This window comes from Indiicoccus explosivorum, from assembly GCF_002167005.1.
Classification (GTDB): Bacteria; Bacillota; Bacilli; order Bacillales_A; family Planococcaceae; genus Indiicoccus; species Indiicoccus explosivorum.
Genome location: NZ_NHTN01000079.1, coordinates 1 through 7387, shown reverse-complemented (window position 1 = coordinate 7387; position 7387 = coordinate 1). Strand labels below are relative to the sequence as shown.

The window sequence follows — 7387 nt, the reverse complement described above, 5'->3', positions numbered from 1 at the left end:
TGCCTGGCACCAATTTTCTGAAAATTGGTGCCAGGCACTCACTGATTTTCCCCTCCTAAATCCGGGTATAGGAAGAAAAAAGAGGGAACGGATGGAGGGAAATCACATGGAGACGATCATGGCAGTCATTGTAGGACTCGCGCTCAGCGCGACAGCAGGTTTCCGGGTGTTCACCCCGCTTCTGATCACGGGATTGTTTGTCCGGACGGAATGGGTGACACTGGCGGAGGGATTCGAGTGGATCGGCAGCACGCCGGCATTGGTGGCATTCGCCGTCGCAACCTTACTGGAAATCGGCGTCAATTACTTGCCGGTGATCGGCACGTTCCTGAAGATGCTGGCGGCGCCGGCCGCGACGATTGCAGGTGTGCTGCTTACCGCTTCCTTCATCGGTGATATGGACCCGTTCCTCACCTGGTCGATTGCCATCATCGGAGGCGGCGGACTGGCGACTGCTGCGCATGCGACCACGACCGTCGTAAAAGGCGTCAGCGAAACGGCAGCTGTCAGTCCGATCGTCTCTGCTATTGAAGACGGCCTTGCCATCATCGGGCCGGTCCTCATTTTCCTCGTGCCGATTTTGGCTGTGGCGGTGCTCGCCGTCGCGCTGTACCTAATTTATAAAGCGTACAGACGGGTGACGCTGAAAGACCGGCCGGTGTGAAGTGCCCTCGAAAGAAACGCTTAGGAGTAGAGCGTTTCTTTCGCTTGAAAAGACGGAATAGTCGGATTTAAGGTGCCAGGCACCAATTTTCTGAAAATTGGTGCCTGGCACCGCCGTTAGTTGGCACCGCCGTTAGTTGGCACCGCCGCTAGCACCACCCTACAACCCACTCCCCGCCTGCATTTTTCCCACGCCTGGCGGGTATAGGAAGAAAGAGTATCCGAAAACTGGTAAGCTGAAGGAAAGAGGCCTGGATGTCAGGGTGAGGAGGAGATCATGTTGAGTGAGCAATACATCATGGCGATCGACCAGGGGACGACTGTGTCGCGCGCCATTCTGTTCGACCGGAAAGGGGAGATCGCCGGCATTTCGGCGCGGGAGTTCGAGCAGTATTTCCCGAAGCCCGGCTGGGTGGAGCATGATGCGGAGGAGATCTGGTCGGCGATCCACGCCTGCATGGAGGACGTGCTGAAAGAGAATGGCGTCGCCCCGGAGCAGATCGCCGGCATCGGCATCACGAATCAGCGGGAGACGACGGTCGTCTGGGACCGCGATTCCGGCGAACCGGTGGGCCGGGCGGTCGTGTGGCAGTCGCGCCAGACCGCCGATATTTGTGAGGAACTGAAAGCACAAGGTCATGAAGAGCTGTTCCGCAATAAAACCGGCCTCCTGCTCGATCCGTATTTTTCCGGAACGAAAGTGAAGTGGATCCTCGACAATACGGAAGGCGCACGAAAGAAAGCGGAGGACGGGCAGCTGATGTTCGGGACGATCGACACGTGGCTCGTCTACAAGCTGTCGGGCGGGACGACGCATATCACCGACTATAGCAACGCTTCCCGCACGCTGATGTACAACATCTACGACTTGAAATGGGATGACGAGCTGCTCGGGATCCTCGATGTGCCGGACAGCATGCTGCCGGAAGTGCGGCAGTCATCGGAGATTTATGCGAAGACGGACAGCAATGTGTTCTTCGGCCATGAAGTGCCGATCGCCGGCATCGCGGGCGATCAGCAGGCGGCGCTGTTCGGCCAGGCGTGCTTCGAGAAAGGCATGGCGAAGAACACGTACGGCACGGGCGGATTCGTGCTCATGAACACGGGCGACGAAGCGGTCGCCTCGAAGCATGGCCTCCTCACGACGCTCGCATGGGGCGTGGACGGTAAAGTGGAATACGCGCTCGAAGGCAGCATTTTCGTGGCGGGCTCCGCCGTCCAGTGGCTGCGTGACGGATTGCAGATCATCGACACGGTGCCGGAAAGCGAAACATACGCCCGGCAGGTCGATTCGACGGAAGGCGTTTATGTGGTGCCGGCGTTTGTCGGCCTCGGCACGCCGTATTGGGATTCGGATGCACGCGGGGCGGTGTTCGGCCTCACCCGCGGTACGACGCGCGCGCACTTCATCCGCGCGACGCTCGAGTCGCTCGCCTATCAGACGAAGGACGTCATGGATGCCATGGTGCAGGAGGCGGACACGGGGCTGAAGACGCTGCGCGTCGACGGCGGGGCGGTCTCCAACAGCCACCTCATGCAGTTCCAGAGCGACATCCTGGACGTGCCGGTCGAGCGGTCGGCGATCGAAGAGACGACGGCGCTCGGTGCCGCTTACCTCGCGGGGCTGGCCGTCGGCTACTGGAAAGACAAGGACGAAATCGCGCGCCACTGGAAACTTGACCGGCGGTTCACCCGTGAGATGGATGACGGGACGCGGAAGACTCTTTATGAAGGCTGGCAGCAGGCGGTCGCCGCCACGCGGGCTTTTAAGCCGGGTAATAAAAGCTGACGCCCGGGTTTATTGACTGAAACGGTTTTGACTGAAATAAAAGCGGACTACAGAGCAAAGGAGAGGAATTGCGCATGGCATTTTCGAGTTTTGAACGTTCGGAGACCATCGGGAAAATGAAGGATGAGCCGCTCGATCTGCTCGTTATCGGCGGGGGGATTACGGGCGCCGGCATCGCGCTCGATGCGGCGTCCCGCGGCATGAAGACCGGCATCATCGAGATGCAGGATTTCGCCGGCGGCACGAGCAGCCGCTCGACGAAACTCGTGCACGGCGGCCTCCGTTACCTCAAGCAGTTTGAAGTGAAGATGGTGGCGGAAGTCGGCCGCGAACGGGAGATCGTCTATGAGAACGGCCCGCATGTGACGACGCCGGAATGGATGATGCTGCCGTTTTATGAAGGCGGCACGTTCGGCCCATTCACGACGAATATTGCGCTGCGCGTCTACGATACGCTGGCCGGCGTCAAAAAAGGCGAACGCCGCCGCATGCTGAGCCGCGAGGAAGCGATGCAGCGCGAACCGCTCCTGAAATCGCAGGGGCTGAAAGGCGCGGGTTACTACGTCGAGTATAAGACCGACGACGCCCGGCTGACGATCGAAGTGCTGAAGAAGGCGGACGAGTTCGGCGCCCTCGCGCTCAATTACATGAAGGCGGTCCAGTTCCTGTACGAGGACGGCCAAGTGATCGGCGTGAACGCCGAAGACCAGATCGACGGCACGGTCCATGCCATTTATGCGAATAAAATCGTCAGCGCCGCAGGGCCATGGGTCGACGAGCTCCGGGAAAAGGACGGCTCGAAAAACGGCAAGACACTCCGGCTGACGAAAGGGACGCACCTTGTGTTCGACGGCGCGCGCTTCCCGCTGCGCCAGGCCATCTATTTCGATATGCCGGACGGGCGGATGGCGTTCGCGATTCCGCGGGAAGGGAAAGTGTACATCGGCACAACGGATACGTTCTATGATAAAGACACCGCGCATCCGACGATGACGAAAGAAGACCGGGACTACCTGCTGCGGGCGGTCGATTCCATGTTCCCGGAAATCGGTGTCACGGAAGAGGACGTCGAGTCGAGCTGGGCCGGTGTGCGTTCGCTCATCCATGAAGAAGGCAAAGGGCCGTCCGAGATTTCCCGGAAGGACGAAGTGTTCATCTCGGAGTCCGGGCTGATTTCCATCGCGGGCGGCAAACTGACGGGCTACCGGAAGATGGCGGAGAAAATCACGGACCTCGTGGCCGCGCAGCTGGAAACGGAAGGGAAGTCATTTCCGGAGTGCCGGACGAAACATTTGCCGATCTCCGGCGGGGAAGTCGGCGGATCCGAGGGATTCAAGCGGTTCGTCGATGAAATCGAGAAGGCGGGCGCACCGCTGAACCTGCCGGACGGCGCGCTCCGGCAGCTGACCGAGCGCTACGGCGCCAATGTCGGAACTGTGCTGGAATATTACGTCGATGGCCGCGACAAAGCGGACCGCATCGGCCTTCATCCGCTGTCGTACGCGATGTTGCGCTACGCGGTGGAGCATGAGCTGGCGTACAAACCGGTCGACTTTTTCGTGCGGCGGACCGGTGCACTGTATTTCCAGATCGACTGGGTGCGGGCACAGAAGGAGCCGGTCATCCAGTACATGGGTGACTTGTTCGGCTGGACGGCCGAACAGCGCCGGCTGTATACAGAAGAGCTGGATGAACTGCTGTTCGAAGCGGTGCAGCCGGTGCCGTATGGCGTCGACTGGACGGAGAAGGAACCGGTCGAGGCGGAATGACGGAGAAGGGGGACGCGTGATGTGAAAATCGGAAGCCCGCGGTGTGCGGGCTTCCGATTTTTTCATTCGCTGTATGCCGGCATCCGTTTCCGGAGTTCCGCCTCGATGATGTCACATTTTTTATTCCGCCGGAGAATGGCGCGCTCCTGAAGATCGAGGAGCACATCCGTATCGGAATTTGCGATGATGTCTTCATAAAACCCGTTGAATCCCCGGTCCGAGGAAGGCTTCACGCCCGTCAGCATGCTCACTTCCCGGACGATGAGCCACAGGAGCACCCGGGGGCTGAGCAGGTTCTTTTCGAAATTTCGGATCCGCTCGCGGCCTTCCTCCAGCGAATCGCATTGGAACGACGTCCGGTGCAGCGCATAACCGCCCACCCGGTGGACGACTTGGAGATGGAATGTATAGAATGGCGAAGTGTCGGAAAGTGTGTACTCGCTTTCGAGGATGAAATTCCCTGTGGACATGACCTTGATGCCTCCTTTTGGAACCAAGTGTAGCGGAAGGAGGTTAAAAAGAAGTTAAAATTTCGGTGGGCGGAAAATTGTCAGATGCAGTGGTTTATTGCCAAAGTTAATAAACGAGGGGATGATGGCTTTTTGCGCATGATCCTGCGTATTTGCGTTTCGGTAGTAACAGCATCCATTTCGGTAGTAACGCCGCTCGTTTCGATAGTAACGCCGCTCGTTTCGATAGTAACGCTCCGCTTACTAGCAGAATAAATTCGGCATATGCAAGTATCCGGCTCCATTTCGCAAGTATCCGTCGCCAATCCGCAAGTAAACCCGCCCCGCACACAAAACCCCCGCGCTCGGCAAAGCGCGGGGGTTCCATGCCGATTACAGCACGTCTTTCAGCGATGAAGCGAACCGGGTACCGAGCCGGGCGTCCAGTTCATGCAGCCGCTGAGCGTGCTCGGGATGCAGGCCGGTGAGGGTGACATCCGTCCCCATAAGGCTCAGTGACTGGAGCAGCGAATCGAGTGCCTGCAGTCCGGACCTGTCGATTTCATCGACCGCTGTAAAATCGAGGAGGATTTCCGTCGCGCTCGCCGAGTATGTATCCTGCAGGACGCGCGACTGCACAGCCGCCATCTGGTCCGAGGTGAGGTCGCCGAACAGCGGCACGAGGACGCGCGTCCGGTCCAGCCGGATGAACGGCGCGGACAGTTCCTGGACGCGCTCGACGAGTTCATCGACTTTCATTTTTTCCAGCAGGAGGTCGTAGTTCGTCTCGTTCAGCCGCCGGCGGAGGGCGGTGAACTGGTCGCTGATGCGGCGGAGGCTGTCATCGGTCGGGACGAACACCACGACCGCTTCGCCGCCGTTCCACTTCGCGTAGACATCCGCCGTCATGCGTTCGCCCTTCGCACCGATGATGTTCAGTTCTGTCCGCTGGCCGGTTTTATTCGAATAAAGGAAGTCCCGGGCTTTCGGCCGGCTCTCTTCATCAAGAAGGTCCAAGAGTGACGAGGCGGGGCCGAACAGGCGGGCCGCTTCCGGGGATTGTTCCAGTATGGTGAAATCCTGTCCGATTGTGACGGCCGGCAGCGGCCAGCCGTCATGTTGCAGATTTTGCATAGTGCGCGGTTCCTCCTTCTTCCTGAAGCCAGCGTTCGAGACCGGACAGGTCCTGGAACAGCAGGGCCCCTTCCTGTTCGAATGCGGATAAATCGGTGATGCCCACGACGCGGCCGCCGATGAACACGACGGGTTTCGGCTGGAGCCCGCGGAACGCGTCGATGTAACGCCGGAGCGCCGGCACCCGGTAGGCGAGCGACGCGGACAGCCCGATCACGTCCGGCGACCAGCGCTCCGCGGCCGCCAGCGCATGATCGAGCGGGAGGTCCGGGCCGAGGTAGTGGACGCGCCAGCCGTGTTCCCGGAAAACCGATGCGGACATCTTCAGTCCGAGGTGGTGCTGCTCCCCTTCGACGCCGAGGACGAGCGCCTGGCCGCCGGCAAGGCTCATCGATTCCTTGCGGATATCCACGGCCGACATGACAAAATCGCAAATCGCCGTCGCCAAATGTTCATCCGCCACTGAGATCTCGTTCCGTTCCCACAATTCCCCGATGTGGATCATCGCCGGGGTCAGCAGCCCGTGGTACAGGTCTTTCTTCGATTGATTCTCCAAAAACGTCTGCACTTCCTTCAGCGCTTCACTGTCTTTGCCTTCCAGAAACAGCTGGGCGAGCTCTTTCGGCTGGATCGCCATAAAACGCCTCCTCTCCGTTCACTTCTGCTCAAGCTGCCGGACCGCACGCCGCAGACAGCCGGCCATGAAGTCCGCTTCCTCCGGCGCCGCCCGGCCGGGAAGCGCATCGATCAGCCGGTTGAAATTATCGATGATCAATTCCGTCCCGACATTCCGGCTCGTCAGCACCCCGTCAAGCCACTCCGTATAATCAAGGAAGACCTTCTCTTGCCCGAGGGCGTAAGCCGTCTCCAAATGATCGAGATGATGATGGTTATCTTTTTTCGTGTGCGTATACCCGTTCTCGCCGAACCGTTCCCATAACTCCGGATACGCCCCATAAATGCTGTCGGTCACGTCATCCGCAATCCGGTTTTTCGCTTCCTGGTTCATTCCGCCACAACCGTATACTGCCGGACAGCCGGCACAATCCCCGCCAGCTCCTGGTCCGGGTAATTCTTCTCCAAATCATGGATCTCCTTGAACTCGTCACTCCGCGCCCATGCGAGATACGCTTCCTTCGATGCCCACTCGAGGTGCACCGTCAGTTCACCGGGCTTCTTTGAATTCTGCAGCAGCCGGAATGACTGGAACCCCTCCGCCTGATCCACACGGCGCGAGCGGTTCCGGTAAATGCTGATGACTTCCTCTGATTTCTCAGGCGGGACAGCCACCGTCGATGTCACGATAAACAACCGGATTCCCCCTTGGATTTTAATAAAGTAGTTTCAGTGTAACATTCGGTGTTTCAAATTAGAAGGAAGTGCGCGCGGGGGCGGGCAGGAATGAGATGGGAGGGGGGATTAGCATGGTGATGGGGAGCTTATCTGGGTTTTGAAGCGGTTTATCTCGGGGTTGCTCGCGTTTATCTGGGTCTTGAAGCGGCTTATCCCGGTCTCGATAGGCTTTATCTCGGTCTTGATAGGCTTTATCTCGTTCTCGCACGCCCTTATCTCGGTCTCGCACC

The 7387-nt window shown here is 59.0% G+C and carries 8 protein-coding genes; 3 read left to right on the top strand and 5 right to left on the bottom strand.

From position 1 onward, the window contains the following. The first annotated feature begins 106 nt into the window (after nt 1-106). From CCE92_RS15600 to CCE92_RS15590, 3 genes are all read left to right on the top strand, one after another. Nucleotides 107-664 (top strand): DUF4126 domain-containing protein, encoded by a 558-nt coding sequence (locus CCE92_RS15600; RefSeq protein WP_088009609.1) that lies wholly within the window; start codon nt 107-109, stop codon nt 662-664. Nucleotides 665-943: 279 nt separating this feature from the next. Then, a complete protein-coding gene (gene glpK / locus CCE92_RS15595; RefSeq protein ID WP_088009611.1) occupies nt 944-2452 on the top strand; it encodes a glycerol kinase GlpK in 1509 nt (502 codons plus the stop codon). 74 nt (nt 2453-2526) lie between these two features. Next, nucleotides 2527-4221: a glycerol-3-phosphate dehydrogenase/oxidase gene (locus CCE92_RS15590; protein ID WP_088009607.1), complete on the top strand. Its 1695-nt coding sequence runs from the start codon at nt 2527-2529 to the stop codon at nt 4219-4221. A 62-nt stretch (nt 4222-4283) separates the two neighbouring features. On the opposite strand, the gene CCE92_RS15585 is transcribed toward CCE92_RS15590, so the two are convergent. From CCE92_RS15585 to CCE92_RS15565, 5 genes are all read right to left on the bottom strand, one after another. Further along, nucleotides 4284-4691, bottom strand: coding sequence for a hypothetical protein (locus tag CCE92_RS15585; protein ID WP_088009605.1), 408 nt, complete (start codon nt 4689-4691; stop codon nt 4284-4286). Between the two features lie 372 nt (nt 4692-5063). Further along, nucleotides 5064-5804 carry an STAS domain-containing protein gene (locus CCE92_RS15580; RefSeq protein ID WP_088009603.1) on the bottom strand — a complete coding sequence of 247 codons (741 nt, stop codon included), beginning with the start codon at nt 5802-5804 and terminating at the stop codon, nt 5064-5066. Next, nucleotides 5785-6441: a cobalamin B12-binding domain-containing protein gene (locus CCE92_RS15575; protein WP_088009601.1), complete on the bottom strand. Its 657-nt coding sequence runs from the start codon at nt 6439-6441 to the stop codon at nt 5785-5787. The genes CCE92_RS15580 and CCE92_RS15575 overlap by 20 nt, the downstream gene beginning before the upstream one ends. Before the next feature lie 18 nt (nt 6442-6459). Beyond that, a complete protein-coding gene (locus tag CCE92_RS15570; RefSeq protein ID WP_088009599.1) occupies nt 6460-6813 on the bottom strand; it encodes a hypothetical protein in 354 nt (117 codons plus the stop codon). Beyond that, complete coding sequence (locus CCE92_RS15565; RefSeq protein ID WP_088009597.1) at nt 6810-7115, bottom strand: antibiotic biosynthesis monooxygenase family protein; 306 nt, start codon at nt 7113-7115, stop codon at nt 6810-6812. The genes CCE92_RS15570 and CCE92_RS15565 overlap by 4 nt, the downstream gene beginning before the upstream one ends. Nucleotides 7116-7387: the final 272 nt, after the last annotated feature.